The sequence below is a fragment of the Pseudomonas sp. MF4836 genome (assembly GCF_002018875.1).
Classification (GTDB): Bacteria; Pseudomonadota; Gammaproteobacteria; order Pseudomonadales; family Pseudomonadaceae; genus Aquipseudomonas.
This window is the reverse complement of sequence record NZ_MVOL01000004.1, coordinates 233,963-260,871: the sequence shown is the minus strand read 5'-3', so window position 1 is coordinate 260,871 and position 26,909 is coordinate 233,963. Positions and strand designations below refer to the sequence as shown.

The following is a 26,909-nucleotide window of genomic DNA, read 5'->3' as shown; positions in this document are numbered from 1 at the left end:
AACCTATCTCCTGCAATCTGGCACGAGCCAGCTCGATATCCCGCGTTTCGGTACGGCGCGTGGTCTTGCGCATGGCATGCAGCACATAAATCGCCGACAGCCGGACCACCACATAAAACACCCGAAACGCGCCTGATTCCTCGTTGATCCTGATCTCGAATACCCCAGGCCCCACGGTCTTCATCGATCGGCAGTCATAGGGCTGCTCGCCCTGCTGCAACAGATCCAGCTGATAACCCGCGGCCCGCCGCGCCTCCAATGGAAACGCCTTGAGATCCCTGAGCGCGCTCCCGACAAACACCACATCCTTGTGCCTTGGCATCGAACCTCTCCCGTGACTGAATGCCGAGAGATTAAACAACCCGCCCGCTACAGAACGCGCCTGGGTTGTTTCAAGGCATGGCCAAGAGCGAGAAAGACGAAAACACACCCCACAACCTATATCTAAACAGATATAAATCAACCTGAAAAACAGAAACCAGACGCACGGCATCGAACCACCGTCGCCGAGTTCCAGGCCTTGCACTGCAAGGCCTGCAACCCAGCGCAGCACTCTTCAGGCACTACCCACGACCTTTGAGGCAGACGCCTCAGGTCAGGGTCATTCGGATGAAACGCCGGGGACAGGAAAGTGTTTGCAGCAGGTTTCCGGCCGCATTCAGGCGCGGCGGTCGAGATCGATCAACGACGAGGCGGGGAAATCAGGAGAGGGGAAATCAAATCTTTATGCGCAACAGCAGCGGCTGACTGCAACCGCTGCTTCCAGACTGCGCCGGGCCAATGAAACGACGGCGTGCATCACGGGTAGCACGGCGCCTGGCAGGGCCAGCGTCTGAACGCGGCCCGAGCCCACGGCGGTGACTACCGGATGCCAGCCAGATCCTCGCTCAGGCCGGCAGCCTCAAGCCCCCGGCACAAAGTGCTTCTGCGCCGTCCCGCGGGCAATCAGCCGCGAAATGTAATCCAGCTTCTGCGCATCCTGATCCACAAAGCGGAAGGTCAGTTGCAGCCATTCGCTGTCCGGCTTCGGCTCGTAGGCCACCACCGCATGCAGGTACCCGTTGAGGCGCGCCACTTCCGCGTTGTCGCCCTGCTCCAGGTCCAGCACCGCGCTGTCCAGTACCTGAGGCAGCGTCTCGGTACGCTTCACCACCAACAGCGCTTCCTTGATGCTCAAGGCCTTGATCACGCATTGCTGGGTGCCGCTGGGCAGGCGCAACTGACCCTGGCCACGGCCGCCGGAGGCCGCTGCCGCCGGGGTGGGTGCCTTGACCGGCGGGCTGTTGAGCAGGCCACGGGACGGCGCCGCTGCGGCTGCGGCAGGTGCAACCACGGCCGGTTTGGCGAAGGGATTGACCGGGGCCGATGCCGCACCGCCACCCAGGACTTCAGCCTTGCCGCCGGTCAGGGCGCTCAGGGAGTCGTTGCCGAACGCCGAGTTCATCTTGGTCGGCGCGCTGTTCATCAAGGTGTCGAGCTTGCCGACCTTGTTCAGCGCCTGCTTGACCTTGGTCAGCAGCTGTTCGTTGGTAAAGGGTTTGCTGACGTAGCCGGAAACCCCGGCCTGGATCGCCTGGACCACGTTTTCCTTGTCGCCACGGCTGGTCACCATGACGAACGGCATGCTTTTCAGGGCCTCTTGCCCACGGCACCAGGTCAGCAGTTCGAGGCCGGACATTTCCGGCATCTCCCAGTCGCACAGGACCAGGTCGAACGCTTCGCGGGCCAGGATGGCCTGGGCCTTCTTGCCGTTGACCGCGTCTTCGATCTTGATGCCCGGGAAGTAGTTGCGCAGGCACTTCTTCACCAGGTCACGAATGAACGAAGCGTCGTCCACCACCAACACACTTACCTTACTCATCGACCGCCCCTTTAAAAATCCCGGCAAGCATAACGCTTGGCTGATGGCACTTTGCCAAAAACTTTCAGTCACGCCGGGACTTTTCGTTCGCGGGTGCTGCTGTCAGATTCAAAAAACCCAAACAAAAACGCCCGGCCAAAAGACCGGGCGCTTTTCTCGGGCAATCTTACTTATCGTCAGCTTCGTCCGGAACATTAGCGGTTTCGGCACTGGTGCCTTCAACTTCCTGCTTCATGCGCTTGAGGCCCAAATGGCGCACGTCGGTCCCGCGCACCAGGTAAATCACCAGCTCGGAAATATTGCGCGCGTGGTCGCCGATACGCTCCAGGGAGCGCAGGACCCAGATGATGCTCAAGACCCGCGAGATAGAGCGCGGGTCTTCCATCATGTAGGTGGCAAGCTCACGCAGCGCGGTCTTGTATTCGCGGTCGATGATCTTGTCGTACTGGGCCACCGACAACGCCAGGTCGGCGTCGAAACGGGCAAAGGCGTCCAGCGCATCGCGAACCATGTTGCGCACCTGGTCGCCAATGTGGCGGACCTCGACGTAGCCACGCGGCGCCTCGCCTTCTTCGCACAACTGGATGGCACGTCGCGCGATCTTGGTCGCTTCGTCGCCGATCCGCTCGAGATCGATCACCGACTTGGAGATGCTGATGATCAGCCGCAGGTCCGACGCGGCCGGCTGTCGACGGGCCAGGATGCGCAGGCATTCTTCGTCGATGTTGCGTTCCATCTGGTTGATCTGGTCATCGATCTCGCGCACCTGCTGGGCCAGGCCCGAGTCGGCCTCGATCAGCGCAGTCACCGCGTCGTTGACTTGCTTCTCCACCAGCCCGCCCATCGCCAGGAGGTGGCTGCGCACCTCCTCAAGCTCGGCGTTGAACTGCGCGGAGATGTGGTGGGTAAGGCCTTCCTTCGAAATCATGGTTTTGCTCCGCAAAAGCTGTAAGCCACAAGCTACAAGCTGCAAGTTGATAGGTGTCGTTGCCTTGAACTGCTTTTACTTGCCGCTTGATGCTTGCGGCTTGCAGCTCATCACTAGCCGTAGCGCCCTGTAATGTAGTCTTCGGTCTGCTTTTTCGCCGGGTTGGTGAACAGGGTGTCGGTGTCGCCGAACTCCACCAGTTTGCCCATGTACATGAAGGCGGTGTAGTCGGAAACCCGCGCGGCCTGTTGCATGTTGTGGGTCACGATCACAATGGTGAACTTGGATTTCAGTTCGTAGATCAGCTCTTCGACTTTCAGGGTCGAGATTGGATCGAGGGCCGAGCACGGTTCGTCGAGCAGCAGCACTTCCGGCTCCACGGCGATGGTCCGGGCAATCACCAGACGCTGTTGCTGGCCGCCGGACAGGCCCAGGGCGGACTCGTGCAGGCGGTCCTTGACCTCATCCCACAGGGCGGCGCCCTTGAGCGCCCACTCCACGGCTTCGTCGAGGACGCGCTTTTTGTTGATGCCCTGGATGCGCAAGCCGTAGACCACGTTTTCGTAGATGGTCTTGGGGAACGGGTTGGGCTTCTGGAACACCATGCCGACCCGGCGGCGCAGCTCGGCCACGTCCTCGCCCTTACGGTAGATGTTGTTGCCATAGAGGTTGATGGCGCCTTCCACACGGCACCCGTCCACCAGGTCGTTCATGCGGTTGAAGGTGCGCAGCAGGGTCGACTTGCCGCAGCCGGACGGGCCGATAAAGGCGGTCACGCGCTGCTTGGGGATGTTCATGCTGACGTCGAACAACGCTTGTTTGTCGCCGTAGAACAGGCTCAGGCCGGGGACTTCGATGGCCACGGTTTCCTGGGCCAGGCTCAGGCTCTGCTTGTCGCGACCCAGGGCCGACATATTGATGCCGTGGGAATGGGTTTCGTGTTGCATGGTCGCACTCCGTTCGTAGCTGCAAGCTTTTAGCTGCAAGCCGCAATTTAGGGCAAAGCGGCAATCTGCATGGAGCTTGCCGCTTGTGGCTTAAAGCTTTGGTTAACTGTCCAGCGCCTTGTACTTCTCGCGCAGGTGGTTACGGATCCACACCGCCGACAGGTTGAGCGTGGCGATCACCAGCACCAGCAGCAGCGCCGTGGCGTACACCAGCGGCCGCGCGGCTTCGACGTTGGGGCTCTGGAAGCCGACGTCATAAATATGGAAGCCCAGGTGCATGATCTTCTGGTCCAGGTGCAGGTACGGGTAGTTGCCATCCAGCGGCAACGACGGTGCCAGCTTGACCACACCCACCAGCATCAGCGGCGCCACTTCACCCGCAGCGCGGGCCACGGCGAGGATCATGCCGGTCATCATCGCCGGGCTGGCCATGGGCAGCACGATCTTCCACAAGGTTTCAGCCTTGGTTGCACCCAGGGCCAACGAGCCCTCGCGCACGGTGCGGGGGATCCGCGCCAGGCCTTCTTCAGTGGCCACGATCACCACCGGCACCGCCAGCAGGGCCAGGGTCAGGGAGGCCCAGAGCAGGCCCGGGGTGCCGAAGGTCGGCGCCGGCAGGGCTTCGGGGAAGAACAGGCGGTCAACCGAACCACCAAGCACATAGACAAAGAAGCCGAGGCCGAACACGCCGTAGACGATGGCCGGGACACCGGCGAGGTTGTTCACGGCAATGCGGATGACCCGGGTCAGGGTGTTCTGCTTGGCGTATTCACGCAGGTAGACCGCGGCCAGCACACCAAACGGGGTAACGATCATGGCCATGATCAGGGTCATCATCACGGTGCCGAAAATCGCCGGGAAGATCCCGCCTTCGGTGTTGGCTTCCCGCGGATCGTCGCTGAGGAATTCCCAGACCTTGCTGAAGTAGAAGCCGATCTTGGTCAGGGTGCCCATGGCGTTCGGCTGATAGGCGTGCACCACCTTGCCCAGGCTGATTTCCAGCTCTTTGCCGTTGGCATCGCGGGCGGTCAGGCTGTCGCGGTTGAACTGTGCGTGCAGGTCACCCAGGCGCGCCTCGATGTCCTGATAACGGGCGTTGAGTTCGGCGCGCTCGGCGTCCATGTCGGCCTGGGCGGCGGCGTCCATCTTGCCGTCCAGCTCCAGTTTGCGACCGTGCAGGCGGATGCGTTCGAGGCCGGCGTTGATCGCGCCGATGTCGGTTTTTTCCAGGCTCTTGAGCTGGGCTGCCAGCTTGTTCACCCGCTCGATCCGCGCTTGCAACTCGGGCCAGGCCGCTTCGCCCTCGGCGATCACCTTGCCGTCCTGTTTGACGTTGACCAGGTAGCCGTAGAAATTGCCCCACTCGCGGCGCTCGATGGCCATCAGCTCTGGCGGCGTGGTCTGGTTGGTCAGCCAATCGCCGACGATCCACGTGAAGTCGTTACCGTTCAAGTCACGGTTGCCGACCTTGATCAGCTCGCGGGTCATGAACTCCGGGCCCTGATCGGGCACCGGCAGGCCGGCGCTTTTCAGGCGCGCACGGGGCACTTCTTCTTTCTGCACCACTTCACCGATGACCAGGTGGTTAGCCTGGCCCGGCACATCGTAATTGGCGTGGATCAGGTCCGCCGGCCAGAAATGGCCCAGCCCGCGCACCGCGATCACCGCCAGCAAACCGATGGTCATGATGACCGCGATGGACACCGCACCACCGCTGATCCAGACGCCTGGGGCGCCGCTCTTGAACCAGCCTTTTAGGGAGTTCTGTTTCACAGACTTCTACCTTTCTTAAAGCGACGAGTATTTCTTGCGCAGACGCTGACGGATCAGCTCGGCGAGGGTGTTCATGACGAAGGTGAACAACAGCAGCACCAGCGCCGAGAGGAAGAGCACGCGGTAGTGGCTGCCGCCGACTTCCGACTCGGGCATTTCCACCGCGACGTTGGCGGCCAGGGTCCGCAGGCCTTCGAACAGGTTCATTTCCATGACCGGGGTGTTGCCGGTGGCCATCAGCACGATCATGGTTTCACCGACCGCACGGCCCATGCCGATCATCAACGCCGAGAAAATGCCAGGGCTGGCGGTCAGGATCACCACGCGGGTCATGGTCTGCCACGGCGTGGCGCCCAGGGCCAGGGAGCCCAGGGTCAGGCCGCGCGGCACGCTGAACACGGCGTCTTCGGCGATGGAGTAGATGTTCGGGATCACCGCGAACCCCATGGCCAGACCGACCACCAGGGCGTTGCGCTGGTCGTAGGTAATGCCCAGGTCGTGGGAGATCCACATGCGCATGTCACCGCCGAAGAACCAGTTCTCCATGAACGGGCTCATGTACAGCGAGAGCCAGCCCACAAACAGGATCACCGGAATCAGAATCGCGCTTTCCCAGCCATCCGGCACTTTCAGGCGGATCGATTCAGGCAGGCGGTTGAAGACAAAACCGGCCACCAGGATGCCAATCGGCAGCAGCATCAGCAGGCTGAAGATGCCCGGCAGGTGGCCTTCGACGTAGGGCGCGAGGAACAGGCCAGCGAAGAATCCAAGAATCACCGTCGGCATCGCCTCCATCAGCTCGATCACCGGCTTGACCTTGCGGCGCAGGCTCGGGGCCATGAAGTAAGCGGTGTAGATGGCGGCGGCAACCGCCAGCGGCGCGGCCAGGAGCATGGCGTAGAACGCGGCCTTCAAGGTACCGAAGGTCAGGGGCGCGAGGCTCATCTTGGGTTCGAAATCGGTGTTGGCCGCAGTCGATTGCCAGACGTATTTAGGCTCGTCGTAGTTTTCGTACCAGACCTTGCTCCACAGCGCGCTCCAGGACACTTCCGGGTGCGGGTTATCAAGCAGCAGCGGTTGCAGCTTGCCGCCGGCTTCGACGATGACCCGGTTGGCCCGTGGCGACAGGCCGAAAATACCCTGGCCATCGACCACCTGGTCCACCAGCAGGGTGCGGTGCGCGGTGCTGTGGAACACGCCGAGCTTGCCCGAGGCATCCAGGGCCACGAAGCCTTTGCGGCGTTCTTCAGCGGTGATTTCAACGATCGGCGCAGTGCCCATCTCGAAGGTGCGGATCTGCTTCAGGCGCAGCTCGCCGTCCGGGTCGCGGGCCATGAACCACTGGGCCAGGCCGCCTTTGGAGGTCCCGATAATCAGCGAGATGCCGCCCACCAGCTGGGTGCTGGCAGTCACTTCGGCGGTGCCGTCTTCCAGCAGTTTGTAGCGGCCGTTGAGGCTCTTGTCGCGCAGGCTGAAGACATCGGCCTGGGCGCGACCATTGATCACATACAGCCACTGCTGACGCGGGTCGATGTACATCGCCTTGACCGCCTCGGTCATCTGCGGCAGCTCGATGCGCTTCTGCTCGCTGGTGACTTCCCCGGTCATCATGTTTTCTTCGCGGGTCAGTTGCAGCACATGCAGCTGCGAACCGCTGGAGCCGGCAACGACCAACGCCGAATCAGTGGCATTGAGGTTGACGTGATCCAGCGCCCCGCCCTGCTCGTTGAGCACGATCGGGGTTTCACCGTAAGGGAACTCGACAGCCGGCGAGATGGTTTTCTTGCCATCCGGGTAGGTGACCTTATAGGTATGGCGGAACACCAGCGCCTGGCCATTGGACAGGCCGACCACCACCAGCGGGCTGCCGGGCTGGTCCTTGCCGATGGAGCTCACGTTGACGCCGGCCGGGATCGGCAGATCGACTCGGCGCAGTTCGGCACCGCTCTCGATGTCGAAGAACAGCGCCTGGCCCTTGTCGGAAACCCGCATGCCGACCTGGTTCTGCTCTTCCAGGGCGAACAGCAGCGGCTTGCCGGCATCCTGCATCCAGGCTGGAGCCAGGGGCTCCTTGGCGGTCAGGTCGGCGCCCTGGAACAGCGGCATCACCACGTAAGCCAGGAAGAAGAAGATCAGGGTAATCGCCCCCAGCACAGCCAGGCCGCCAATAAGGACGTACCAGCGGGTCAGGCGGTCTTTGAGCGCGCGGATGCGGCGCTTGCGTTGCAACTCAGGCGTATTGAAGTCAATGCGCTTGGGGGGAGAAGTCGTAGTCATGGGGGAATTGGCCAGATCATTCATGCGCACACCCTAGCGATCCTGTATGACAGAAAGATGACAATGCAGTGACGCAACAAATCCGCCGCCGAGCAGGGCTGGCAGCAGACAAAAAATTGGGGGGTGCAGGAGCCGCTTTCCGGGAGGGCCAGACGCCCTCCTTCGGCTCCTGCACAAGGCCTGGGCCTTGGGTGTTACTTCTTGGCGACCGAGCCGCCTTCCTGCAGACCCAGGTCAGCCAGGGCCTTGGCGGCTACTTTGGCTGGCAGTGGGATGTAACCGTCTTTCACTACAACTTCCTGACCCTGTTTGGACAGGACCAGTTTCACGAACTCGGCTTCCAGCGGGGCCAGAGGCTTGTTCGGGGCCTTGTTGACGTAGACGTAGAGGAAGCGCGACAGCGGGTACTTGCCGTTCAGGGCGTTTTCTTCGGTGTCTTCGATGAAGTCGGTGCTGCCTTTCTTGGCCAGGGCCACGGTCTTCACGCTGGCGGTCTTGTAGCCGATGCCCGAGTAACCGATGCCGTTCAGCGAAGAGCTGATGGACTGCACGACCGAAGCCGAGCCTGGTTGTTCGTTGACGTTAGGCTTGTAGTCGCCTTTGCACAGGGCTTCTTCCTTGAAGTAGCCGTAGGTGCCGGAAACCGAGTTGCGGCCGAACAGTTGCACTGGCTTGTTGGCCAGGTCGCCCTTCACGCCCAGGTCACCCCAGGTCTTGACGTCTTCCTTGGCACCGCACAGGCGAGTCGAGGAGAAAATCGCGTCAACCTGTTCCATGGTCAGGTGCTGGATCGGGTTGTCCTTGTGCACGAACACGGCCAGGGCATCCACGGCAACCGGGATGGCGGTTGGCTTGTAGCCGTACTTCTGCTCGAAGGCAGCCAGTTCGGTGTCCTTCATCTTGCGGCTCATCGGGCCCAGGTTGGAGGTGCCTTCAGTCAGCGCAGGAGGCGCAGTGGCGGAGCCGGCGGCTTGAATCTGGATGTTGACGTTCGGGTATTCTTTTTTGTAGTTCTCGGCCCACAGGGTCATCAGGTTCGCCAAAGTATCGGAACCGACGCTGGACAGGTTGCCCGACACACCAGTGGTCTTGGTGTAGCTCGGGATAGCAGGGTCAACAGCGGCAACCGCGTGGGCAGTGGCAACGCCAGCAGCGACAAAAGTCATTGCCGCCATCAAACGCTTCAGTTTCATGCCTTACTCCTAGCAGATAGGGGGTGTTAAGTCGGGGCCAAGTATCTGTAGGCCGTGTGAACACTCTATGACTGGAATATGACAATTAGATGAAAGGCCAGCATTCCGGAGAGGAAGGCTGGCCTTTGTTTGTGCGGGGTGAAAACGTGAAATGGCTAACGGCATGCCGGCCGTGAGCGACACGGCCGGCGCCAGGCGGGGCGCAAGGAACCCCGCCGGGAAGACACCATCAGCGGCCTTTTTTCCACAGGTACAGGCCCACCACCATCCCCAGGCTGCAAAGAATTGCAACATAGTAGGCCGGGCCCATCGGGCTGCTCTTGAGCAACCAGGTCACCGCCATCGGCGTCAGGCCACCGAAGATCGCGTAGGCCAGGTTGTAGGAAAACGACAAGCCGCTGAAACGCACCACGGCCGGGAACGCCTTGACCATCACATACGGCACCGCGCCGATGGTGCCGACAAACAGGCCGGTCAACGCGTACAGCGGGAACAGCCATTGCGGGTGGTCCATCAGGCTGTGATAGAAGGTCCAGGAACTGACCAACAACAGGCCGCTGCCCACCACAAATACCCGCCCGGCACCGAAACGATCGGCCAGGGCACCCGAGGCGATGCAGCCCAGGCTCAGGAACACGATGGCCAGGCTGTTGGCCTGAAGCGCAGTGGTCGGCGAGAAGTGATAGATGGTCTGCAGGAAGGTCGGGGTCATCAGGATCACCACGATGATCCCGGCCGAGAGCAGCCAGGTCAGCAGCATGGAGACCAGGATCGCCCCACGGTGATCACGCAATACCGCGCGCAGCGGCACTTCCGCCGCCAGCGCCTTGCGCTCCTGCAGCTCGGCGAACACTGGCGTCTCGTGCAACCAACGGCGCAGGTACACCGAGAACAAACCGAAAACCCCACCCAGCAGGAACGGAATCCGCCAGGCGTAATCGGCCACTTCGACCGGGGTGTAGATACTGTTGATTGCGGTGGCGACCAGCGAGCCCAGCAGGATACCGGCCGTCAGGCCCGAGGTCAGGGTGCCGCAGGCATAACCCATGTGCCGCTGGGGCACATGCTCGGAAACGAACACCCAGGCGCCCGGCACTTCACCGCCAATGGCCGCGCCCTGGATCACGCGCATCACCAGCAACAGGATCGGTGCCCACATGCCGATCTGCGCGTAGGTCGGCAGCAGGCCCATGATCAGGGTCGGCACGGCCATCATGAAAATGCTCAGGGTGAACATCTTCTTGCGCCCCAGCAGGTCGCCGAAGTGCGCCATCACGATCCCGCCCAGGGGCCGCGCCAGGTAACCGGCGGCAAAAATGCCGAAGGTCTGCATCAGGCGCAGCCATTCAGGCATGTCGGGCGGGAAGAACAACTTGCCCACCACCGTGGCGAAGAACACGAAAATGATGAAATCGTAGAACTCCAGCGCGCCGCCCAAAGCGGACAGCGACAGGGTCTTGTAGTCGTTGCGGGTCAACGGGCGGGCGGGTTGCGCTGGCTGCGCAATGCTCGAGGGCACAGTGGTCATGGCAAGGGCTTCTCTTATAGGCGGTTCTGAAGCCTCAACAGCGCTGGTTGGGGCCTGGCAGGTGGGGCACGATAGCAAATTGTTCGAAAATGCACATTCTGAACGCCACATCCGGCGCTTGAGGGTGCCCTGCGGACAACGCGTCGCGCCTGGCCAGAATTCCTCATGATGTTATTAGGGGCTTTTGACGTTGGTGACAGGCCGCGACGGTGGCCCTTCGGGTTGCGTGCCAAACGGCGCGGCTCGTCACCAAACGTCAATAGACCCTAGTATCGGGAACCACAGGAAAGCCACGAAATACTGGGGTTGCCGGGTGAACAGGCACAATGGCCAAAACCCTCAATCTGGATGACTGGTTTGACCAAGATTCAGGCTCTTGAGCCTGCCTGCCAGGGCGTGATCAAAAAACTTTCAGGAAGATGCCGCCATTGGGCGGCAAAATGAGAACCTGACGGTCGTCGCGGAGTCTATCGACCGATATACTCGCGGACCTCGGAGCCAAAACCCGCTCCTGGCAAGGGTTGCTGTGCGAAAACGTCGTTGGCCCTTCAAGTGGCAGCAGAATCAGCCGATTTCGCAGAGTATCCCTTTAGCACGCCTTACGAAGAACGTGACGAACGTAGTATGTTCGGGCTGAATCGTTTTTCCTCAAGACGGCTATTCACCTGCAGCAAACACGAAGAGTCATGGGTCAGAGGCACCCCCGAGATGATAGAACTCGAACAAGAAGATCCGATCCCGCAAGGCGACCTGGCCCTGCAAATCACCGCACTCCCCCGCGAAACCAACGGCTTTGGCGATATTTTCGGCGGCTGGCTGGTGGCGCAGATGGACCTCGCCGGCACGGCCATGGCCAGCCGCGTAGCCGGTGGACGGGTGGCGACGGTGGCCATTGATCGCATGGCGTTCCTGGTGCCGGTCGCGGTCGGCGCGCAGTTGTCCTTCTATACCCAGACCCTGGAAATCGGCCGCAGCTCGATCCAGATGATGGTCGAAGTGTGGAGCGACGACCCGCTGTCCAGCGAATGGCGCAAGGTCACCGAGGCGGTGTTCGTATTCGTCGCCATCGACGGCAGCGGCCGCACCCGCTCGGTTCCACCCAGAGCCCGCTGATAGCCCGCGTTAAACCCGAGGGGCGTCGCGCGGTCCAAAGCAGCCCCACTCCTGAACGAGAACCGTCGCATGCCAAGCCCTCACGTCGAGACCGTCAAACTGGATGAGCTGAACTGCTGGCGCATCCGCCACGGTCAGGCCGAACTGCTGGTGGCCCAGCAAGGCGCGCACATCCTCAGCTATCAACTGGCCGGGCAACCGCCGCTGATCTGGCTCAACGACGAGGCCGTGTTCAAGGCCGGCAAAAGCATTCGTGCCGGGGTTCCGGTGTGCTGGCCGTGGTTCGGCAACCTGGCGCGCAACCCGCAAAGCGTTCAAGACATGCGCCAGAGCAACGACCCCGCCCCGGCCCACGGCCTGGTACGGGCCACCGACTGGGAACTGCTGGGGATCGAAACCCAGGGCCTGAGCCTGGTGGTGGAGTTGGTGCTGCCAGTCCCCCAGGGCGGGCTGCCGGGCTGGCCGCACCAGGTCGACCTGAAGCTGTCGATTCGCCTGGACGAGCAACTGCACATCAGCTTGACCAGCCAGAACCGCGGCACCGAGAGCGTCAGCATCAGCCAGGCGCTGCACAGCTACTTTGCGGTCAGCGATGTGCGCCAGGTGCATGTCGAGGGGCTGGACGGGCTGGACTACATCGAGACCCTGGATGACTGGAAGACCGTGCCCCAGGCCGGCGACCTGCACTTTACCGGCGAGACCGATCGCATCTACCTCGACACCCCGCCGCAGCTGAGCATCGTCGATCCAGCCTGGCAGCGACGCATCCAACTGGCCAGCAGCGGCTCACGCTCGGCAGTGATCTGGAACCCTTGGATCGACCGCGCCGCCCAGTTCAGCGACATGGCCGCCGATGGCTGGCAACGCATGCTGTGCATCGAAACCGCCAACGTGATGAATGACGTGGTGACCCTGGCACCCGGTGCCAGTCACACCCTGGGTGTGAGCATCAGCAGCGCTGCGCTCTGATCGAGCGGCCGTCAGCTCCCTCTTCAAGTGAGGGAGCTGGCAGATCAGCTGAACGCCCCGCAGCCTACAAATCCGATTCCTTGACCACCCGCACCTTCGCCGCATCCAGGGCATAGGCGGCGTCGGCCAGGTCGTTGTTGACCTTCTCCACCTTCAGCGTGCCGGTGACCCACAGCGGGGTGTAGATATCGTCCAGCTTCAGGCCTTTGGGAAAGCGCACCAGCACCAGTTGGTTCGGCGGCGGTGGCGGTACGTGGATGCATGCACCCGGGTACGGCACCAGGAAAAACAGCGTGCTGCGCCCCTTGGCATCGGCCTCCAGCGGCACCGGGTAACCACCGATGCGGATGTCCTTGCCGTTCATCGCGGCCACGGTCTTGGTCGAATACATCACCGCCGGCAAGCCCTTGCTCTGCTTCAGGCCACCCTTGTCGGTAAAGGTGCCATTGGCTTCGGGGGAGTTGTGGTCGATTTCCGGCATCTGTTCGAGGGCTTTCTGGTCCGACTTGGGCATCAGTTCGAGCCAGTCGGTTTCCGGCAGTTCAGCAGCATTAGCCAGGCCGCTGCCCAGCAAAACAAGAGTCAATAAAAGACGGCGCATGGAGGGGCTCGATCAGGGAGGGACGTTGCGTCGCCGAGCATTCTAGCCCTCCCGGCCTGCGCAGCAGAGAGGGTTTCGTCGCAGAATCAGTTCTTTTTGATCAGGCCGTAGATCACCAGCAACACGATCGCGCCGACCAGTGCACCGATGAAGCCCGCACCTTGACCGGCCTGGTAGATACCCAGTGCCTGACCACCGTAGGTGGCTGCCAGCGAGCCGCCGATGCCCAGCAGGATGGTCATGATCCAGCCCATGCTGTCATCGCCAGGCTTGAGGAAGCGTGCCAGCAGGCCGACGATCAAGCCGATAAAAATGGTTCCGATAATTCCCATGGCATTTCCTCTGTGTGGGTAGGTACGCCAAAGCCTAGTCAGCGCTTTGGCATCCTGCCATCAGAGAACGGCGGCGAACGAAGGTTCCCGCCGGCACTCGGGTTTTGTTACTCGGCGATCAGCGCCTGGACCTTGAGGATCTGCGCTTGAAGGGTCGCCAGGTCCTTGCAACGCAAGTTGGCATGACCCACTTTGCGCCCGATCTTGAAGGCCTTGCCGTAGTGATGCAGGTGGCAGTCGTCGATGGCGATGACCTTGTCCACAGGCGGCACTTCACCGATGAAGTTGAGCATGGCGCTCTCGCCAACCTTGGCGGTCGAACCCAGTGGCAAGCCGGCCACAGCCCGCAGGTGGTTTTCGAACTGGCTGCACTCGGCGCCTTCGGTGGTCCAGTGCCCGGAGTTGTGCACCCGCGGGGCGATTTCGTTGGCCTTGAGGCCACCGTCGACTTCAAAGAACTCGAACGCCATCACGCCGACGTAATCCAGTTGCTTGAGCACACGGCTCGAATAGTCCTCGGCCAGGGCCTGCAATGGATGGTCGGTACTGGCCACGGACAGCTTGAGAATGCCGCTGTCGTGGGTGTTGTGCACCAGCGGATAGAACCTGGTTTCACCATCGCGGGCACGCACGGCGATCAGCGAGACTTCACCGGTGAACGGCACGAAGCCTTCCAGCAGGCAGGCGACGCTGCCCAGTTCGGCAAAGGTGCCGACCACGTCTTCAGGTTTGCGCAGGACTTTCTGGCCCTTGCCGTCGTAACCCAGGGTGCGGGTTTTCAATACGGCCGGCAGGCCGATGGCGGCTACCGCGGCGTCCAGATCGACTTGCGACTGGATGTCGGCGAACGCCGGGGTGGGAATCCCCAGGTCCTTGAACATGCTCTTTTCGAACCAGCGATCGCGGGCGATGCGCAGGGCTTCGGCGCTCGGGTAGACCGGAACGAATTGCGAAAGGAAGGCCACGGTCTCGGCCGGCACGCTTTCGAACTCAAAGGTCACCAGGTCCACTTCATCGGCCAATTGGCGCAGGTGGTCCTGATCGCCGTAATCGGCCCGCAGGTGTTCGCCCAATGCCGCGGCACAGGCGTCTGGCGCCGGGTCCAGGAAAGCGAAGTTCATCCCCAGCGGCGTACCCGCCAGGGCCAACATGCGGCCCAATTGGCCGCCACCGATTACACCGATCTTCATCGTCAAAAACCTCAGGCGACGCGTGGGTCTGGATTGTCCAGGACGCTGTCTGTCTGTTCAGCGCGGAATTTTTTCAGCACGGTATGAAACTGCGGGTGCTTGGCGCCCAGGATGCTCGCCGACAGCAGCGCGGCGTTGATTGCGCCAGCCTTGCCGATGGCCAGGGTGGCAACCGGAATGCCGGCCGGCATCTGCACGATCGACAGCAGGGAGTCGACGCCCGAGAGCATCGACGACTGCACCGGCACGCCCAGGACCGGCAGGTGGGTCTTGGCCGCACACATGCCTGGCAAGTGGGCCGCGCCGCCGGCACCGGCGATGATCACCTCGATGCCACGCGCCTCAGCCTCTTCGGCGTACTGGAACAGCAGGTCCGGGGTGCGGTGGGCAGAGACCACTTTCACCTCGTAAGGGATGCCGAGCTTTTCCAGCATATCGGCGGTGTGGCTAAGGGTGGACCAATCGGACTTGGAGCCCATGATCACGCCAACCAGTGCACTCATCGTCGTGCCTCTTCTCTCTGGGCGCCCGCAGGCGCGTCAAAAAACAACAAGCCACGCAAAATGCGTGGCTTGAATGTACGAATTATGGCCAGGCGAACCGGCCGAAGGCCGCGCAGTATACCGAAAAAGCCGCACTAAACGCACTTTCGCCGACCACCTGTCATACAAAGTATTTCCACAGCAAAACCCCGATTTTATTGACCCGAAAGTCAGTTCATCCACCCCCGAAAACACCGTGGCCGCTGCCAGGGAACGAGGCTGCGCTGGCCGGATCGGACGCCGTGGAGTGTCAGGTAAATGAGGCAGCATTTAGTAGGGGCAGCGGCCGAGCGCGGCCCGAGCCTGCGGCAGCGGCTACAGATTTACGCCGTGGGGCATCAAGGTACAGGCAAAAAAAAGGGCCTGGAGAGTGATCTCCAAGCCCTCAAAAGGTGAGAGGTGTCTAGTCCCTCGACCTGGTGAGCGGTGTTGCGTGTTCAGTGTCGCGTCGGTTACGCCTTCAACGGCACCAGACGTGGAGCAATCATGTTTTCCGGGCGCAGGATGTCGGCGAGCATGGCTTCGTCGAGCAGGCCTTCTTCGCGCACCAGTTCCAGCACGCCGCGGCCGCTTTCAAGGGCGATACGGGCGATGCGGGTGGCGTTTTCGTAGCCGATGTACGGGTTCAGCGCGGTGACCAGGCCGATCGAGTGCTCGACCAGTTCGCGGCAGCGCTCTTCGTTAGCGGTGATGCCGACGATGCAGTGCTCGCGCAGCATGTCCATGGCCCGTTGCAGCAGGCGGATCGAGTCGAAGATCTTGAAGGCGATCAGCGGCTCCATCACGTTCAGTTGCAGCTGGCCGCCTTCGGCCGCGATGGTCAGGGCCAGGTCGTTGCCGATGATCTGGAACGCCACCTGGTTGACCGCTTCCGGGATAACCGGGTTGACCTTGCCGGGCATGATCGAGCTGCCGGGCTGACGCGCTGGCAGGTTGATCTCGTTGATCCCGGTACGTGGGCCGCTGGACAGCAGGCGCAGGTCGTTGCAGATCTTCGACAGCTTGACCGCGGTGCGCTTGAGCATGCCGGAGAACAGTACGAAGGCGCCCATGTCGGAGGTGGCTTCGATCAGGTCGGCTGCCGGTACCAGCGGGTGACCGCTGATGGTCGCCAGGCGTTGCACGGCCAGGTGCTGGTAACGCGGGTCGGCGTTGATGCCGGTACCGATGGCGGTGCCGCCCAGGTTGACTTCGGTCAGCAGCTCCGGAGCCAGGGTCTTCAGGCGTGCCAGGTCTTCGCCCAGAGTGGTGGCAAAGGCACGGAATTCCTGGCCGAGGGTCATCGGCACGGCGTCTTGCAGTTGGGTGCGGCCCATCTTCAGGACGTGGTTGAATTCTTGACCCTTGGCTGCGAACGCCTGGATCAGGCTGTCGAGGCTGGCGAGCATGGCGTCGTGGCCCAGCAGCAGACCCAGGCGGATCGCGGTCGGGTAGGCGTCGTTGGTCGACTGCGCCATGTTCACGTCGTTGTTCGGGTGCAGGTACTGGTACTCGCCCTTGCTGTGGCCCATGGCCTCCAGCGCGATGTTGGCGATGACTTCGTTGGCATTCATGTTGGTCGAAGTGCCAGCGCCGCCTTGAATCATGTCCACCACGAATTCTTCGTGGAAATCGCCGCGGATCAGACGGGCACAGGCTTCGCTGATGGCAGCGTGCTTGGCTTCACTCAGATGACCCAGCTCGCGGTTAGCGTCAGCGGCGGCCTGCTTGACCATCGCCAGGCCGACAACCAGCTTGGGGTAGTGCGAAATCGGAACGCCGGAGAGACGGAAGTTATTCACCGCTCGCAGGGTCTGGATGCCGTAATACGCTTGAGCCGGTACTTCGAGTACGCCAAGCAGGTCTTTTTCTGTGCGGAATGATGCAGCGGAGGACATGATAGAAATCATCTCAATATGGACCCGGTCTGTGCCGGAACGCTTCGAATGCTAGGCCTACAGGCAATTTTGGGCCAATGCTGTTAAACACTGCCCTATGCATAAACGGCATAATGCCCATGTGACGCCGCGTGTACGGCGAGCGTGTGACCTAAAATGGTGCGTGTCCGGGAGGACGTGATGAATCTGGAAAGCAAATGGCTCGAGGACTTCAGTGCCCTGGCCGCCACCCGCAGCTTCTCGCAGGCCGCCGAACGGCGCTTCGTGACCCAGCCCGCCTTCAGCCGGCGGATCCGCAGCCTGGAGTCGGCGCTGGGCCTGACCCTGGTCAACCGTTCCCGCACGCCCATCGAGCTGACGGCAGCCGGGCAACTGTTCCTGGTGACCGCGCGCACCGTGGTCGAACAACTGGGTGAAGTGCTGCGGCATTTGCATCACCTGGAAGGCGGCCAGGGCGAGGTGATGCAGGTCGCGGCCGCGCACTCCCTGGCGCTGGGGTTCTTCCCGCGCTGGATCGCGCAACTGCGCAACGAAGGCCTGAACATCGCCACGCGGCTGGTGGCGACCAACGTCGGCGACGCGGTGCATGCCCTGCGTGAAGGCGGTTGCGACCTGATGCTGGCCTTCTATGACCCGGACGCCGCCATGCAGATGGACTCGGAAATCTTCCCGTCGCTGCACCTGGGCCACACCGAAATGCTCCCGGTGTGCGCCGCCGGGCCGGATGGCCAGCCGCTGTTCGACCTTGAGGGCGAAGCCAGCGTGCCGCTGCTGGCCTACAGCGCCGGGGCCTTTCTCGGGCGCTCGGTGAATATGCTGTTGCGCCAGCGCGCCCTGCGTTTTACCACGGTGTACGAAACCGCCATGGCCGACAGCCTGAAAAGCATGGCCCTCGAAGGCCTGGGCATCGCCTGGGTGCCCCAATTGAGCGTGCGGGCCGAACTGGCGCGCGGCGAGCTGGTGGTCTGCGGCGGCCCGCAATGGCATGTGCCGCTGGAGATTCGCCTGTACCGCTGCGCCCTGGTGCGCAAGGCAAACGTGCGCCTGCTGTGGCGCAAACTCGAAGGCGGCGCGGCGCAGAACACCACCAGTGCCTGAGTACGACGCCTGGCGCCCCGTGACCCCAGGGGCGCTGAAAGACATCAGCACCAACCATCGCGCAAACCCGTAAACTGCCGCCCTGATCAGGTAACGGACACCGGTTTGAACACCATGGAATTGCAGTTCACCATCACCCCCGCCCACACCGCCGCCAGAATCGCACCGCAGCTGGCGCGCGAGATGCAGCAGCACGACCAGCACATGGGCAAGCTGACCCAGCTGCAGAATCGGCTGGCTGCCCGTCTTGTCCCGCCCCTGGTCACGGCCCTGGCGTTTGCACTGCCGCTGGCCGGTGGCCTGGCCGCGATTTACTTCCCGCAGCGTGTGTTCAGCGCTGAAAAAATCATCGCCATGGTCCTGTTCGGCCTTATCTATGGGCTGGGCTGGCGGCTGTTTTCCGGGCGCTGGCTCAAGCGCCTGCAAGGCAACATCAAACTCAAACCGATCCCCTCAGGCACGCCTTTGCGCGGGCTCAATCAACGCCTGGTGGAGGCCAAGCTGCGGATTCCACTCAAGGCCACCGAAGGTGCCTATCGTCTGCTACTCGACGACCAGGGCTTCACCCTGACCCACGCCAATGGCGCCACGGGCGGTCTGGCCTGGGAGCAGGTCGCGCACCTTGAGCAAAGCCCCGATTTCTATTGCCTGGCGAGCACCGACCTGCACCGTCAGGGCAAGGCCTACAACATCCCCAAGCACAGCGACCTGATGGACCCCGACGAGTACCAGCAGGGCATCGCGCTGCTGCTGGAAAAATGCCCGGTGGCCCTTGAGCCGGCTTGATCACCCCCTGCCTTGCCGCCATTGGCGCGCAGCCTGACCGCCCACACACGGAACCTGAATGCACACATCACAGCCTTCGCCCCTGCCCTCCAGAGCCGTGACCATCCTCGGCACCGGGCATGCCCTGCCCGAGCGGATCGTCACCAGTGCCGAACTGGACAAGCAAATGGGTCTGGCAACCGGCAGCGTGGCGCGCATCAGCGGCGTGGTGCAGCGGCATGTCGCCAGCTCCGCAGACAACGCGGCCAGCCTGGGGGCCAGCGCGGCGCGCAAGGCACTGCTGGCAGCGGGAGTCGAACTGGAGCAACTGGACCTGGTGGTCTGCGCCAGCGGCACCCAGGATCAGGGCATGCCGTGCAATGCCGCGCTGCTGCACCGCGAGCTGGGCCTGGGCCAGTCGGGCATTCCGGCCCTGGACATCAACGCCAGTTGCCTGGGGTTCATTGCCGCCCTCGACACCCTGTCCTGGCCGCTGATTGCCGGGCAGTACCGACGCATCCTGCTGGTCTGCGCCGACATCGCCTCCTGCGGGCTGGACTGGCAGCAGGTCGAAGTCAGCGGCATCTTTGGCGACGGGGCCGCCGCCGTGGTGCTGGGCACCAGTGACGCCGGGCCGAAGATCCTCGCCTCGCGCCTCAAGACCTTTTCCGAAGGCGCCGAGCTGTGCCAGATCCGCGCCGGTGGTTCGCGTTATCACCCGCGACGCATCGATGAACCGTTCGAGCCCCTGACCAGTTTTTCGATGCAGGGCAAAGGCGTGTTCCGCCTCGCCGCCAAACACCTGCCGAACCTGTTGGCAGAACTGCTGAGCCAGGCCGGCCTGCAGCAAGGGCAGATCGACTGGGTGATTCCGCACCAGGCCAGCCAGCAGGCGATGCAGCACGCGGCCAGGCGCCTGGGGTTCGGCTCGCAGCAGGTGGTCGACATCTTTGCCCGGCACGGCAATCAGGTCGCGGCCTCCCTGCCCACGGCCCTCGACATTGCGGTACGCGACGGGCGCATCCAGCGCGGGCAACGGCTGCTGCTGATCGGCACCGGCGCGGGCCTGTCCCTCGGCGGCATGATCCTGGAGTACTGATGAAAGTCCTGGTCACTGGCGGCAGCGGGTTTATCGGCAGGCATCTGGTGTGGCGGCTGGCGGCCGAAGGTTGCGAAGTGTTGTTCAGCGGACGCAATGCCCAGGCCGCCGCCGAAGTCATCGCCCTGAGCCCGGCGCCTGTGCGCTGGCTGGCCCTGGACCATGGCAGCCCCCAGGCCGAGGCGCTGCTGGCCGATGCCAGCCAGGGTTGCGATGCCATGGTGCATTGCGCGGCGCTGTCTTCGCCCTGGGGTTCGCCCCAGGCCTTTGCCCAGGCCAACCTCGACTCCACCGCCGAGGTGATCAACGCCTGCCGCGTCAATCAGGTGCGGCGCCTGGTGCACCTGTCGACACCAAGCCTGTATTTCGATTTCCGCGACCGCCTGGGCATCCGCGAGGACCAGCCGCTGCCGCCCCCGGTGAATGACTACGCCCGCAGCAAGGCCCAGGCCGAAGTGCTGCTGGGTCAGGCCGGGCTTGGCGAATGTGTGATCCTGCGACCACGGGCGGTGTTCGGCCCCTGGGACGCGACCCTGATGCCGCGTCTGCTGCGAGTCATGCAGCGCGGGGCGATTCCGCTGATGCGCGGCGGCCGGGCGCAACTGGACCTGACCTGCATCGACAACCTGGTGCAGGCGGTGTGGCTGGCCCTGACCCGGCCGCTGCCGCGTGCGCTGTGCGTGTACAACCTGAGCAACGGCACGCCGCTGAGTTTCAAGGAACTGCTGGAGAAAATGGCCCGCCAATTCGACCTTCCCTTGCGCACCCGACGCCTGCCCTGGCGCCTGGTGGACCGGGTGGCATACCTGCTGGAGTTGCGCGCGCGCCTGGGCAACGGCGCCGAACCCTTGATCACCCGTTACGGCGCCGGGGTCCTGGCCTTCAGCCAGACCCTGGACATCAGTGCGATCGAGCGCGAGCTGGGCTACCGCCCGGTCATCAGCCAGGAACAGGGCATCGCCCAGCACGCCCAATGGTGGCTGGCACAACAGAGGCAACAACCATGAGCCGCCGCGTGAGCTTGAAGATCCTGCGGGCCGGCTGGTGCCAGCACCTGGAATGCATGGCCGACCGTGGCGGGCGCCTGGCGCCGGTGCAGTTTCCGGCCTTGTGCGGGCTGATCCAGCACCCGGACCACGGCTGGATTCTGTACGACACCGGCTACGCCGAGCACTTCTTCCAGGCCACCCGGGCCCTGCCCGAGCGCCTGTACCGCAGCGCGGTGCCGGTGCAGTTGCCGGTGGCGGAACAGCTGGGGGCCCAGTTGCATGAGCTGGGCATCGGCCCGGCTGATATCCGCTACGTGATCATTTCCCACTTCCACGCCGACCATATCGCCGGCCTGCGGGACTTCAGCAATGCGCGTTTCATTGCCCTGGAAGCCGATTACCGGCATATCGACAGCCTGCGCGGCCAGCGTTGGCGCGCCACCCTCGGCGGCCATCTGCCGGGGTTGCTGCCGGACGACTTCAACGCCCGCCTGAACCTGGCCGAAGCCAGCCCCAGCTGCGCGCTGCCGGGCTGGATGGCGCCCTTCGAGCAGGGCCTGGACCTGTTCGGCGATGGCAGCCTGATCGGCGTACCGCTGCCGGGGCATAGTGCTGGCCAGTTGGGGCTGTTTATTCCCGATGCCCAGGGGCGGCCGGTGTTCCTGGTGGCCGACGCCTGCTGGTCGGTGCCGGCCTGCCGCGCCAATCGCCTGCCGGCGGCACCGGCGCTGTGGTTTTCCAGCGCCGATCAAGGGCAATACCGGCGCACCTACAGCGGCCTTGGCCAGTTGCTCCGGCGCGAACCGGCGGTGGCGGTGCTGCCGTCCCATTGCACCCGGGCCTGGGAGGCGTTCGTCGATGAACAGTGAGCGCCTGTTGAGTACGTTGCGCAGCGTGGGTTCCTTCATCCTCAGCCGTTATGGCCTGCAATTTCGCCGGCGCGACCGGCTGGAAGCCTGGCAGGCCAGGCGCCTGGCGCACTTCATGACCCGGGTCATGCCCCAGGCCCGACGCTTCAGCCCCCCGCCGGGGCAAACCCTCGACAGCCTGCCACTGATGGACAAGGCCACGCTGATGGGCGACTTCGCGGCCTACAACACCCGCGACCTGAGCCTGGAGCAGGTGCTGCCGCTGGCGGTCCAGGCCGAGCAGTCCCGGGATTTCAGCCCGACGCTGGGGGATATCACGGTCGGTCTGTCCAGCGGTACGTCGGGGGCCCAGGGGGTGTTTCTGGTGAGCAGCGTCGAACGCCAGCGCTGGGCCGGCATTCTGCTGGCGCGGACCCTGCCCCGGGCGCTGTTGCCACGGCTGCTGTGCCCGTGGCTGGCACCGCTGCGGATTGCCTTCTTCCTGCGGGCCAACAGCCGCCTGTACACCACCCTGGCCAGCCGCCGTATCGACTTTGCCTTTCACGACCTGACCCTGGGCCTGGCACCGTCCTTCGAACGGTTGAACCAGCAGGATCCGGATGTGCTGGTGGCCCCGGCCACCGTGCTGCGCGGCTTGGCCCAGGCGGCCCTGGCCGGGCAGCTGCGGATTCGCCCGCGGCACATCTTGTCGGTGGCCGAGGTGCTGGAAAGCGCCGACGCCGAGGCGGTATTCGCCGCGTTCGGGCGCCAGCCGCAGCAGATCTATCAGGCCAGCGAAGGCTTCCTCGGCTACACCTGCGAGGCCGGGACCCTGCACCTCAACGAAAGCCACCTGCATATCGAGCCGCAATGGCTGGATGCCGCGCAGACGCGTTTTCAGCCGATCATCACGGACTTTTCCCGGCGCACGCAGATGATCGTGCGCTACCGCCTCAACGATATTCTGCGGGTCGCTGCGGCGCCCTGCCCCTGTGGCCGCGCCGAGCGCGCCATCGCGGCGGTGGAAGGTCGGGCCGACGAAATTCTCTGGCTGCCGAGCCTCGATGGCCGGCAGTTGCGAGCCCTGTATCCCGACGTGCTGCGCCGTGGCCTGCTGATGCTCGGCCCGGCCCTGGAAGAATATGAAATTCGCCAGCAGGGCCTGACCTGGCACATCAACCTGCGCACCCGGGAGCCTTACTCTGACGTCTGCCAACGCCTGGCCGAGGCTCTGCATCGGCTTTGCGCCGAGCACGACCTGAGCCCGCCCGGCCTGAGCTTCGGCCACTGGCTGGCGCCGCCGCCCCAGGCCAAACGGCGACGGATCCAGATGCTGCAACAACCCGAGGGCTTGCCATGCATGTACTGATTCTCGGCGCCCGCGCCCCGGCGTGCCTGGAGTGGGCCCGGGCGTTCCAGCACGCCGGCTGGAAGGTCACGGTGGCTGACTCCCTGGCCCAGCCATTGAGCCGCTTCAGCCGCGCGGCTGAACACTTCGTGCGCCTGCCGGAACCCAAAGCCAACCCCCAGGCCTGGATCGACGCCCTGGCCACGGTCATCCGCCAGCAATCGGTGGACCTGCTGCTGCCGACCTGCGAAGAGGTGTTCTACCTGGCTCACGGCCTGGAGCGCCTGCGGCCGCTGTGCCGGGTGTTCACCAGCGACTTCGACCTGCTGCACCGTCTGCATCACAAGGGCGATTTCGCCGCCATGACCCAGGGCTGGGCCGTGGCAGCGCCGCCGACCCAGGTGCTGCACGACCTTGCGGCGTTGCAGGCCTTGGCCGCCGAGGGCGAAAACCTGGTGCTCAAGCCGGCGTATTCGCGCTTCGCCTCCCAGACCCTGATCCGCCCGAGCGCGGCGCAACTGGCGAAGATCCAGCCCAACGTCGATGCGCCCTGGGTCGCCCAGGATTTTGTCGCCGGCCAGGAATATTGCAGCTTCAGCGTGCTGGTGGACGGCCAGTTGCGCGCTCACAGCTGCTATCAGCCGAAGTACCGGGTCGGGCGCGGGTCCGGGATCTATTTCCAGGCCTGCGCGCCGCTGCCGATTCGCACCTTCCTTGAGCAATTCGGTCGCGAAACCGGCTACACCGGCCAGGTGGGCTTCGACTTTATCGAGGATGCCCAGGGCCGTTTCCATGTCCTGGAGTGCAACCCCAGGGCCACCAGCGGTGTGCACCTGTTCGACGACCAGCGCTCGCAACTGGTGGCGGCGTTGAGCGAGAACGCCGGCGCAAACCCGCCACTCGAAGCCACCCTGGAGCCGCGCATGATCGCCCTGGCCATGCTGCTGTTGGCCGCCCCGCAACGGGCCTTCAGCCGCCCCTTCTGGAAGGACTACCAGCACGCGCGGGACGTGATCGTGCAGGATGGCGATCGCGGTCCACTGCTGGCCCAACTGCTGAGCCTCGGCGAAATCATCGGCCGCGCCCTGACCCGACGCTGCGGTTTGCTGGCCGCCTCCACCGCCGATATCGAGTGGAACGGCCAAACCCTGGACGCCCCCCGGCCATGAAGCTGCTGCTGCCCGAACAACTGACCACTCTGGCGCCCGGGGCTGACGACAGCCAGGCCCTGCGCTACGTGCGCACCTGCGCCGGCGGTGCGCTGATCGGCAATGTCAGCTGCACCCTGGCCCTGCTCGACACCGGCCAGCAGCAGTTTCCGGTGAGCATCACCCACGGCACCGAACCGCCGGACAACTGCTACGTGGTCTCGCCGCAAACCGCCTACAGCGGCTACGCCCGGGAAGAACTCAAGCGCCTGAACCGCCCCTGGCTGGCCTGGCCCTTGAAGCTGCTGACCCAGGGTGTCGACCGCCTGCTGCGCGCGGCCCAGGTCGACCGGCTGGTGCAGGTCAACAACTGGCTGCTGTCGACCAACCTCTACCCCGCCGACTGGGATGGCGCCGACCTGCCGGCGATCACCGACCTGCTGCGGCGGCAGTTTCCCGAGCATGGCTTCGGTTTCCGCTCGCTCAACGACTTCAGCAACCTGGAGCTGCGCCAGCGCCTGCAAGCTCTGGGCTACCTGGCGATCCCCAGCCGCCAGGTGTACCTGTTCGACGGTCGCGAGGGCGAACGCTCAGCCTTCCTGCGTCATCACAACACCCGCCTCGATGCCACGCTGCTGCGCCGCAGCCCTTACACCGTGGTGCATGGCGCGCAGTTGCAGGCCGCCGACTTCGAGCGCATCGAGCAGTTGTACAACCTGCTGTACCTGGACAAGTACTGCACCCTGAACCCGCACTACAGCGCCCAATGGCTGCAACGCGGCCACGCCGAGGGCTGGCTTGAGCTACGGGCCCTGCGCAATCCCGAGGGGCGGATCGATGGCGCCCTTGGCTGGTTCGCCAACAGCAGCCTGATCAGTGCCCCCATCGTCGGCTACGACACCGCATTGCCCCAGCGCACCGGGCTCTATCGACAACTGACCCGGCTGTGCCTGCAGGAAGCCGTGGAGCGGCGCCTGGTACTCAACTTCAGCTCCGGCGCCGCGGCGTTCAAACGCCTGCGCGGCGGCCAGCCACAGATCGAGTACAGCCTGATCCAGGTCGGGCATCTGCCCCTGGGCCGGCGCCTGGTGTGGCAACTGTTGAGCCTGCTGCTGACGCGCATCGGCGTGCCCCTGATGAGGAAACTCAAACTGTGAAGCCTGATAACGCCTGGTGGCCCGTGGCCCTGAGCCACACGCTGCGAAAACAGCCGTTGGGCTGCACCCTGCACGGCGTGCCGCTGGTGGTGTTTCGCGATGCCCAGGGACTGCCGGCGGTGCTGCCCGACCGCTGCCCCCATCGCTTCGCGCCGCTGAGCGCCGGCCGGGTGCACAACGGGCAGATCCAATGCCCGTATCACGGCTGGCGCCTCGACGCCCAAGGCCGCTGTACCCATCTGCCCGGCCAGCAACAACAGCGATGCAGCCAGCCGCTGCTGCAACCGCTGCCCAGCTGCGAAGCCCATGGGCTGGTGTGGGCCAGCCTGACGCCAGAACGTCCGGCCAGCCCCCCGGTCGCCCCTGCCGAACAGCAACAGGCGCTGGACACCTTCTGGATCACCGACCAGGTGCGCTGTTCGTTGCAGGATGCGGCAGAGAATTTTCTCGACGGGTTCCATACCCATTTCGTGCATGCCGGCTGGATTCGCCATGACCAGCAACGCCAGCACATCACGGCCTGGGTCCAGGCGCTGAGCGACGGGGTGCAGGCGCAGTACAGCGAGGAAGGCACCCAGTCGGGACTGATTTCACGGCTGTTCGAGGGTGAACGAGGGGTCAGCATGGGACGCTTTCGTCTGCCCGGGCTGGCGGAAATCGAATACCGCGATCGGCAGGGACGCCTCAACCTGTTGGTCAGTGCCTGGCTGATGCCAGCCGCCGACGGCCAACTGCGCCTGTTCGCCCGCATCGCCACCGCCCGCGGCCGGACCCCGGCCTGGCTCAAGCGCAGCGTGCTGCACCCTTTGTTCAAGGTGATCCTGCGCCAGGACCGGCAGATCCTGGAAAAACTCAGCGCCAACCAGCAGCGCTTTGCCGCCGTCCCCCTGCGCTGGCGTCGGGAAAACCCGCTGGACAGCTCCCAGGACCTGTTGGGGCCGTGGATCAGGCAGCTGTTGCAACAGGGGGAGATGCAGGGGTTTCAAGAGCGGCGGGAGGAATTTTGGATCTAAGCGGCAAGCTGCAAGTTAAAAGGCTACGGGGCTCCAGTGAGCCTTGTGGCGAGCGAGCTTGCTCGCGCTGGCCAGCGCAGCTGGCCTAAACCCTGTACGCACCGTTTGTCAGGTATACCGCGCAAACTTTCTTTGCGGCCGCTGCGCGGCCGAACGGGAGCAAGCTCCCTCGCCACAGAAGCTCCAGGCTTGCGGCTTGACGCTTGCATCTGCCTCTCGATGCTGGAGCGTTTCAGCTCCAGCGGGGCTGCCGTTCCTCGGTCAAATGCGCAACATGCAGACGGCAGGCGTGCGCACCGGTATAGTGCGGCCC

General features: G+C 63.8%; 23 protein-coding genes and 1 pseudogene. 11 read left to right on the top strand and 13 right to left on the bottom strand.

All coding sequences use genetic code 11. The annotated features are described in order from the left end of the window. Window position 1: 1 nt before the first annotated feature. The 8 genes and pseudogenes from MF4836_RS11370 to MF4836_RS11335 form a co-directional block, all read right to left on the bottom strand. Window positions 2-322, bottom strand: a pseudogene (locus MF4836_RS11370) (type II toxin-antitoxin system RelE/ParE family toxin); the annotation flags it as partial. Between the two features lie 579 nt (window positions 323-901). Next, on the bottom strand, window positions 902-1,861 hold the full coding sequence (locus MF4836_RS11365) for a response regulator (protein ID WP_078470416.1): 960 nt from the start codon (window positions 1,859-1,861) through the stop codon (window positions 902-904). 166 nt (window positions 1,862-2,027) lie between these two features. After that, window positions 2,028-2,789 carry a phosphate signaling complex protein PhoU gene (phoU, locus tag MF4836_RS11360; protein WP_020298271.1) on the bottom strand — a complete coding sequence of 254 codons (762 nt, stop codon included), beginning with the start codon at window positions 2,787-2,789 and terminating at the stop codon, window positions 2,028-2,030. A 113-nt stretch (window positions 2,790-2,902) separates the two neighbouring features. Continuing rightward, complete coding sequence (gene pstB, locus MF4836_RS11355) at window positions 2,903-3,736, bottom strand: phosphate ABC transporter ATP-binding protein PstB (protein ID WP_020298270.1); 834 nt, start codon at window positions 3,734-3,736, stop codon at window positions 2,903-2,905. Between the two features lie 102 nt (window positions 3,737-3,838). Continuing rightward, window positions 3,839-5,509, bottom strand: a complete 1,671-nt coding sequence (gene pstA / locus MF4836_RS11350) for a phosphate ABC transporter permease PstA (RefSeq protein ID WP_078470415.1) — start codon at window positions 5,507-5,509, stop codon at window positions 3,839-3,841. 15 nt (window positions 5,510-5,524) lie between these two features. Continuing rightward, window positions 5,525-7,810, bottom strand: a complete 2,286-nt coding sequence (locus MF4836_RS11345; protein WP_078470414.1) for an ABC transporter permease subunit — start codon at window positions 7,808-7,810, stop codon at window positions 5,525-5,527. Window positions 7,811-7,980: 170 nt separating this feature from the next. Then, complete coding sequence (locus tag MF4836_RS11340; RefSeq protein ID WP_078470413.1) at window positions 7,981-8,979, bottom strand: phosphate ABC transporter substrate-binding protein PstS; 999 nt, start codon at window positions 8,977-8,979, stop codon at window positions 7,981-7,983. A 229-nt stretch (window positions 8,980-9,208) separates the two neighbouring features. Further along, window positions 9,209-10,507, bottom strand: coding sequence for an MFS transporter (locus MF4836_RS11335; protein WP_078470412.1), 1,299 nt, complete (start codon window positions 10,505-10,507; stop codon window positions 9,209-9,211). A 708-nt stretch (window positions 10,508-11,215) separates the two neighbouring features. On the opposite strand from MF4836_RS11335, the gene MF4836_RS11330 reads away from it, so the two are divergent. After that, entirely contained in the window at window positions 11,216-11,620 is a 405-nt protein-coding gene (locus tag MF4836_RS11330; RefSeq protein WP_003229628.1) for an acyl-CoA thioesterase, read from the top strand. 69 nt (window positions 11,621-11,689) lie between these two features. Then, window positions 11,690-12,589 carry a D-hexose-6-phosphate mutarotase gene (locus tag MF4836_RS11325; RefSeq protein ID WP_078470411.1) on the top strand — a complete coding sequence of 300 codons (900 nt, stop codon included), beginning with the start codon at window positions 11,690-11,692 and terminating at the stop codon, window positions 12,587-12,589. Window positions 12,590-12,653: 64 nt separating this feature from the next. On the opposite strand, the gene MF4836_RS11320 is transcribed toward MF4836_RS11325, so the two are convergent. The 5 genes from MF4836_RS11320 to aspA all read right to left on the bottom strand — a co-directional run bounded on the left by MF4836_RS11320 (window position 12,654) and on the right by aspA (window position 17,131). Then, window positions 12,654-13,190: a DUF3299 domain-containing protein gene (locus MF4836_RS11320; protein ID WP_078470410.1), complete on the bottom strand. Its 537-nt coding sequence runs from the start codon at window positions 13,188-13,190 to the stop codon at window positions 12,654-12,656. A gap of 86 nt (window positions 13,191-13,276) precedes the next feature. After that, a complete protein-coding gene (locus MF4836_RS11315) occupies window positions 13,277-13,522 on the bottom strand; it encodes a GlsB/YeaQ/YmgE family stress response membrane protein (protein WP_003229635.1) in 246 nt (81 codons plus the stop codon). Window positions 13,523-13,629: 107 nt separating this feature from the next. After that, window positions 13,630-14,712 (bottom strand): 5-(carboxyamino)imidazole ribonucleotide synthase, encoded by a 1,083-nt coding sequence (locus MF4836_RS11310; protein WP_078470409.1) that lies wholly within the window; start codon window positions 14,710-14,712, stop codon window positions 13,630-13,632. 11 nt (window positions 14,713-14,723) lie between these two features. After that, window positions 14,724-15,215 carry a 5-(carboxyamino)imidazole ribonucleotide mutase gene (gene purE / locus MF4836_RS11305; RefSeq protein ID WP_020298262.1) on the bottom strand — a complete coding sequence of 164 codons (492 nt, stop codon included), beginning with the start codon at window positions 15,213-15,215 and terminating at the stop codon, window positions 14,724-14,726. A gap of 491 nt (window positions 15,216-15,706) precedes the next feature. After that, window positions 15,707-17,131, bottom strand: coding sequence for an aspartate ammonia-lyase (gene aspA, locus MF4836_RS11300; RefSeq protein WP_020298261.1), 1,425 nt, complete (start codon window positions 17,129-17,131; stop codon window positions 15,707-15,709). 180 nt (window positions 17,132-17,311) lie between these two features. On the opposite strand from aspA, the gene MF4836_RS11295 reads away from it, so the two are divergent. From MF4836_RS11295 to MF4836_RS11255, 9 genes are all read left to right on the top strand, one after another. Then, window positions 17,312-18,229: a LysR substrate-binding domain-containing protein gene (locus MF4836_RS11295; protein ID WP_078470408.1), complete on the top strand. Its 918-nt coding sequence runs from the start codon at window positions 17,312-17,314 to the stop codon at window positions 18,227-18,229. 105 nt (window positions 18,230-18,334) lie between these two features. Continuing rightward, on the top strand, window positions 18,335-19,015 hold the full coding sequence (locus MF4836_RS11290) for a hypothetical protein (RefSeq protein ID WP_443217315.1): 681 nt from the start codon (window positions 18,335-18,337) through the stop codon (window positions 19,013-19,015). 58 nt (window positions 19,016-19,073) lie between these two features. Further along, window positions 19,074-20,093 carry a beta-ketoacyl-ACP synthase 3 gene (locus tag MF4836_RS11285; RefSeq protein ID WP_078470407.1) on the top strand — a complete coding sequence of 340 codons (1,020 nt, stop codon included), beginning with the start codon at window positions 19,074-19,076 and terminating at the stop codon, window positions 20,091-20,093. Then, complete coding sequence (locus tag MF4836_RS11280) at window positions 20,093-21,100, top strand: NAD-dependent epimerase/dehydratase family protein (RefSeq protein ID WP_078470406.1); 1,008 nt, start codon at window positions 20,093-20,095, stop codon at window positions 21,098-21,100. Before MF4836_RS11285 ends, MF4836_RS11280 begins: the two co-directional genes overlap by 1 nt. Then, window positions 21,097-21,951, top strand: coding sequence for an MBL fold metallo-hydrolase (locus MF4836_RS11275; RefSeq protein ID WP_078470405.1), 855 nt, complete (start codon window positions 21,097-21,099; stop codon window positions 21,949-21,951). Before MF4836_RS11280 ends, MF4836_RS11275 begins: the two co-directional genes overlap by 4 nt. Continuing rightward, a complete protein-coding gene (locus MF4836_RS11270) occupies window positions 21,941-23,299 on the top strand; it encodes a F390 synthetase-related protein (RefSeq protein ID WP_078470404.1) in 1,359 nt (452 codons plus the stop codon). The genes MF4836_RS11275 and MF4836_RS11270 overlap by 11 nt, the downstream gene beginning before the upstream one ends. Further along, on the top strand, window positions 23,287-24,447 hold the full coding sequence (locus MF4836_RS11265) for an ATP-grasp domain-containing protein (RefSeq protein WP_078470403.1): 1,161 nt from the start codon (window positions 23,287-23,289) through the stop codon (window positions 24,445-24,447). Before MF4836_RS11270 ends, MF4836_RS11265 begins: the two co-directional genes overlap by 13 nt. Next, the gene (locus MF4836_RS11260) at window positions 24,444-25,583 is read left to right on the top strand and encodes a hypothetical protein (protein WP_078470402.1); all 1,140 of its coding nucleotides are present in this window, start codon (window positions 24,444-24,446) and stop codon (window positions 25,581-25,583) included. The genes MF4836_RS11265 and MF4836_RS11260 overlap by 4 nt, the downstream gene beginning before the upstream one ends. Continuing rightward, complete coding sequence (locus tag MF4836_RS11255) at window positions 25,580-26,596, top strand: Rieske 2Fe-2S domain-containing protein (RefSeq protein ID WP_078470401.1); 1,017 nt, start codon at window positions 25,580-25,582, stop codon at window positions 26,594-26,596. The genes MF4836_RS11260 and MF4836_RS11255 overlap by 4 nt, the downstream gene beginning before the upstream one ends. The last annotated feature ends 313 nt before the right edge of the window (window positions 26,597-26,909 follow it).

Coding starts and splice junctions, on each gene's coding strand:
- MF4836_RS11365 (WP_078470416.1), bottom strand. CDS start 1,861: ATGAGTAAGGTAAGTGTGTTGGTGGTGGACGACGCTTCGTTCATTCGT.
- phoU (WP_020298271.1), bottom strand. CDS start 2,789: ATGATTTCGAAGGAAGGCCTTACCCACCACATCTCCGCGCAGTTCAAC.
- pstB (WP_020298270.1), bottom strand. CDS start 3,736: ATGCAACACGAAACCCATTCCCACGGCATCAATATGTCGGCCCTGGGT.
- MF4836_RS11345 (WP_078470414.1), bottom strand. CDS start 7,810: ATGAATGATCTGGCCAATTCCCCCATGACTACGACTTCTCCCCCCAAG.
- MF4836_RS11340 (WP_078470413.1), bottom strand. CDS start 8,979: ATGAAACTGAAGCGTTTGATGGCGGCAATGACTTTTGTCGCTGCTGGC.
- MF4836_RS11335 (WP_078470412.1), bottom strand. CDS start 10,507: ATGACCACTGTGCCCTCGAGCATTGCGCAGCCAGCGCAACCCGCCCGC.
- MF4836_RS11330 (WP_003229628.1), top strand. CDS start 11,216: ATGATAGAACTCGAACAAGAAGATCCGATCCCGCAAGGCGACCTGGCC.
- MF4836_RS11325 (WP_078470411.1), top strand. CDS start 11,690: ATGCCAAGCCCTCACGTCGAGACCGTCAAACTGGATGAGCTGAACTGC.
- MF4836_RS11320 (WP_078470410.1), bottom strand. CDS start 13,190: ATGCGCCGTCTTTTATTGACTCTTGTTTTGCTGGGCAGCGGCCTGGCT.
- MF4836_RS11315 (WP_003229635.1), bottom strand. CDS start 13,522: ATGGGAATTATCGGAACCATTTTTATCGGCTTGATCGTCGGCCTGCTG.
- MF4836_RS11310 (WP_078470409.1), bottom strand. CDS start 14,712: ATGAAGATCGGTGTAATCGGTGGCGGCCAATTGGGCCGCATGTTGGCC.
- purE (WP_020298262.1), bottom strand. CDS start 15,215: ATGAGTGCACTGGTTGGCGTGATCATGGGCTCCAAGTCCGATTGGTCC.
- aspA (WP_020298261.1), bottom strand. CDS start 17,131: ATGTCCTCCGCTGCATCATTCCGCACAGAAAAAGACCTGCTTGGCGTA.
- MF4836_RS11295 (WP_078470408.1), top strand. CDS start 17,312: ATGAATCTGGAAAGCAAATGGCTCGAGGACTTCAGTGCCCTGGCCGCC.
- MF4836_RS11285 (WP_078470407.1), top strand. CDS start 19,074: ATGCACACATCACAGCCTTCGCCCCTGCCCTCCAGAGCCGTGACCATC.
- MF4836_RS11280 (WP_078470406.1), top strand. CDS start 20,093: ATGAAAGTCCTGGTCACTGGCGGCAGCGGGTTTATCGGCAGGCATCTG.
- MF4836_RS11275 (WP_078470405.1), top strand. CDS start 21,097: ATGAGCCGCCGCGTGAGCTTGAAGATCCTGCGGGCCGGCTGGTGCCAG.
- MF4836_RS11270 (WP_078470404.1), top strand. CDS start 21,941: ATGAACAGTGAGCGCCTGTTGAGTACGTTGCGCAGCGTGGGTTCCTTC.
- MF4836_RS11265 (WP_078470403.1), top strand. CDS start 23,287: ATGCATGTACTGATTCTCGGCGCCCGCGCCCCGGCGTGCCTGGAGTGG.
- MF4836_RS11260 (WP_078470402.1), top strand. CDS start 24,444: ATGAAGCTGCTGCTGCCCGAACAACTGACCACTCTGGCGCCCGGGGCT.